The sequence below is a fragment of the Metabacillus rhizolycopersici genome (assembly GCF_020075705.1).
Genome location: NZ_JAIQUM010000176.1, coordinates 1 through 2,788, shown reverse-complemented (window position 1 = coordinate 2,788; position 2,788 = coordinate 1). Strand labels below are relative to the sequence as shown.

2 protein-coding genes and 2 pseudogenes are annotated in these 2,788 nt (G+C 36.4%); all 4 read right to left on the bottom strand.

Translation table 11 applies throughout. The features are described from left to right. Positions 1-301: pseudogene (locus tag K9V48_RS27610) on the bottom strand (hypothetical protein); the annotation flags it as partial. 48 nt (positions 302-349) lie between these two features. Continuing rightward, positions 350-541 (bottom strand): annotated as a pseudogene (locus K9V48_RS27605) (recombinase family protein); the annotation flags it as partial. Between the two features lie 579 nt (positions 542-1,120). Next, a complete protein-coding gene (locus K9V48_RS27600) occupies positions 1,121-1,675 on the bottom strand; it encodes a T6SS immunity protein Tdi1 domain-containing protein (RefSeq protein WP_224142257.1) in 555 nt (184 codons plus the stop codon). A 14-nt stretch (positions 1,676-1,689) separates the two neighbouring features. Continuing rightward, positions 1,690-2,160: a polymorphic toxin type 15 domain-containing protein gene (locus tag K9V48_RS29540; protein WP_308012630.1), complete on the bottom strand. Its 471-nt coding sequence runs from the start codon at positions 2,158-2,160 to the stop codon at positions 1,690-1,692. Positions 2,161-2,788: the final 628 nt, after the last annotated feature.

The window sequence follows — 2,788 nt, the reverse complement described above, 5'->3', positions numbered from 1 at the left end:
TCTTTTCGTTCCGAGCTTCTAGGCCGTCCCAAAAATCGGTTCCGATTTCTTTAAAGCTATGGAGCGATTTTTCGATAGGGTTCAACTTAGCAAATTCTGCTTCTTCCCTTTTCCTTGCTTCGATTTCCGCTTCAATTTCTGCTTGTTGTTTTCGTACCTCTTCTTGGTTCTTTTTAAAAGTCAGATAATCAATTGTTTGTTGCTCAGCCTGTCCCTTTAATTGATAAACCTCACTTGCTTTGTAGGCTTCTGAGTTGAAATGGATCGGCTGGATTGTGTTGCCTTGTCGAGATGCTTCCATCACATACTGTATTTAGACAAACGAAAGGTGAGCCAGCATCTCTTGTTAGCCCACCTTGTCTATCTCCAATGCTTCTTCATTCAGTTTGGCACCGCTAATTCCTTTATCTCTAAAAATATGTATCAAGTTCAAGCCTTTTTCTTCACAATATGCCTTAATTTCCTCTTCTTGATATTTCAAGCTATATCCATCTTTGGCTTGTCCTTGAGTGTAGACTCGTATATACCCAACAACCTTCAATTCTTCGCCCTCCCGTTACATAAATTTTAATTTTCGTAACGCTTTTTAAACGAATAGCGAGTATTATACGACCGTCTCTAGTAAAAATACAACCCAATTTTTGTTTACCCTATGCTATAGGAACTTTTTTATATTACCTGCTGTTTATCACCACGAGCTTGTACGGTCTCTTTTGTTTGTTAACTACACCATGCCCCATACTACCTCTCGCATGTAAAATGGCATCTCGCCTAATTCTCGCTCTTGTCAGCCGATCCAAGTATTATAACCATATGCCATGATGGTACTACCTTCATGGGTTACGAATTTCATGTACGCACCATTCATGTTTTCCAAAGTATAAATTCCCGAAAAAAACACCTGTTGCCCTACGCACTGACCTAAAAAAATGAGACAAATAAAAAAACAAAAAGCACCTGTTGCCTAAAAGACAATCAAATGCTTATTGTTAGCTATATAAAGTAATACACACAAATCTTATTCTTAAATGACCTTTTTTTCGTTCTAGTCACCCGTATCTTTATTTAGGAAATCATTTTTCTTTGTTCCAACTTGCCGAGGTCCTTATACTCCCAAATATTACTGGACTGGCCCCATCAATCCAGTAATAATAAGAATATGTTCCTTCAATTTTACCTTTTTTAAATTCTCTACTTTTTCTGCTCCACCTAGACCTAATAGCGGTGTATAACCAAAACATTCTTCATACTCTGGTTCTTTAAATTTTTCTATCGCTTCTGGATAAGGTAACCACTCTAATGCCCTCTGCTTAAATGCCTCTTCCTCTAAAAATCTAATAAACAAGGAATATTTTGAAGCTAATACTTTTGTTTTACTTTTCCGGTAGTTAATCATCACTATATAAGACTCTTGGTTTTCATCTTTTTCAAAAAGTATAATATCACCCATTGATGTAGTGAAAATAGGAATTGTTCCTTTATTTCTTAAATAAGTGTCACTTACTAAAGAGCTAAAATCATCAGGATTTATTACTTTTAAATAACCATTCATAAAAGTCCCATAGCCATATATTCTCCATGCTTCAATCAATTCTTTTGGAAGGTGTTCTTTATATTTATTAATTGTAGATTCCTCTACTTTACTAATCTTTTTAAAATCACTATAAATGCTCAATTTACAATCCTCCTTTATTGTGTAAGTTTAACATTTAAATACGTATTTTTCCGCTGTTCAGGTGTCATTTTTTTAGCTAGTTCGCCTATCTGTTCATCTACGATATCAATCCTATATTTCCATTGTGCTCCAATTGATGAGTTTATTCTCTTATCTCCCATACCGCCAATATGTAATGGATTACCTCCTGCTATTTGGTCTGGATTATGAAGTGCTGCTTGTGTTTTCAACCAACTATTTGCTTTTTCCTCAGCTTCTCCCCAAGACATTCCACTTTCGAATAATTCTTCTATTTTTTTATTTAAGGCTTTTTCACGAGCTGCTTGTTGTGCAGCGTTTCCTTCTATTGCTCTACCTTCATCAATATATCGTTGTCGATTTTTCAAGTATTCATCTACAGTTAGTTCATTCATACCTTTTTCTTGATCTCTTAACTGTTTTGCAAATTCTTCCGAATCAAATTTAGTTTTATAGTTAAAGTTCACTTCAATTTCATTGATTCTTGGCATATCATCTAACTTAGTGCCCGTACCCTTACCAACACCACTCAAAGAAAACTTCGACCAAACCCTATCCAATACCTTCTTAACCGATTCAGTATCCATCACCTTCACCGGTATCTTTGGAACACTCACATTTGTGCTGTAAACCAAATTGTCATTATTATGAATTGCATTCCGAAATACGTTAATGCCGCCTCTTACCTCATCTACGACAAAATTTACATCAGCCTTTGTTTTCATAGTTAGCTCATGAGCTTTATTAACTGTCTGCTCAAGAACCAGGTTTCGATCTTGTAAACTAGGTGTTTTCGGTTTAGGAACAAGCGGCTTTGCTCCACCTGCTAGAATACTAGCTAACCCTATACTACTCAACCAGTGCTCTTTTGAAAAGCTTTCCTCCGGATTTATTGCTCCATTTCCTAGATCAAGCGTTCCCATACTTACATAATTAACAAAGTCATAGGGAGAATTCATCGCGACATGGGCTCTGTCTTCCATGCCTTGATAAAGGTCTTTGGCTGCGTCGAACGATCCAACGGTTATGTAATTTCCAAAATCGTATAAGGAATCGAGCTTCTTTTCGTTCCGAGCTTCTAGGCCGTCCCAAAAA